Consider the following 969-nt stretch of genomic DNA (forward strand, 5'->3'; position numbering starts at 1 on the left):
TAATTTTAAAAGCAAAATTCAATTCAATCCAACTTTATTTTGAGGGAGAAAAACGTTTGAACTGAAGCTATTCGAAATTCATAGAAAACGGAATTCTAAATCGGTATCTAATGTTTTCACCTTTGAAAATAGCAGGTGAGAATTTTTCTGGAAGGAGATATAATGCGATTTCAGCCTGTCTGTTGAAGGAATGATTGTCTCCTGTTGCATGGACATCACTCACTGTTCCATCTCTTTCAACAACGAAGACGACTTCGGTTTTGAGAGTTTTGTCCTGTTCTTCCCTAACAGCTCCGGTATAGAATATTTCGCCAATTTTTTGTCGCATCAAGTCTAATCCACCTGGATATTCTGCGGCTTTATCATATTCGCTTTTTTGGTTCGGTTTCAAAACTATTTCAGGAATAGTCTCAATTGAATTTTTCGAAAGATCTTCGCGATTTTTGACTGAGATAAGTGCGCCAATATAAGCAGTATTTTGGATGCTATCCATTTTACTCATAAAGAGGTAGAAATCTTGTAGAAGCAAGTTTTTTTCGTCAGCCGTTTCTTTACTGTCAATTTTTTTCCGAAACTCCTTACCAATCATTGTACGTTGATAATCGTAATATTCTTTGACTCTCCGGAATTCCTGTGTCTGTTGAGCATTGAGGGAGGCCAGAGAAAAGAGCAAAGCAAGGACAAATATATTTTTCATAGGTTGTTAAAACGATTTAAAGATATGAAAAATTGTGGTACCCCACTTCAGTTGAAGAGCCTGTTGAAAATGATTGCAAAATATTTCAGTGATAACTTCTTATTCAAGAGGGGTTCGAGGATATTTTAATATAGAAAATTTTTAGTTTTCAAAAAAATAAGGAACTACTCGATGAAATATTAGCTTGACTAAAATGTTTTAAATAAAAATTAACAGGCTCTAAGTGAATGAAAACTTTTTTCGTTGTGTCACTGCCTTTATATATATAATAA

1 protein-coding gene is annotated in these 969 nt (G+C 33.8%); it reads right to left on the minus strand.

The window, feature by feature from the left end:
• Window positions 1-67 precede the first annotated feature (67 nt).
• Window positions 68-697, minus strand: coding sequence for an energy transducer TonB (locus AC4AGG_RS16565; RefSeq protein WP_489773129.1), 630 nt, complete (start codon window positions 695-697; stop codon window positions 68-70).
• Window positions 698-969: the final 272 nt, after the last annotated feature.

The organism is Chryseobacterium sp. CG10_8 (assembly GCF_058117085.1).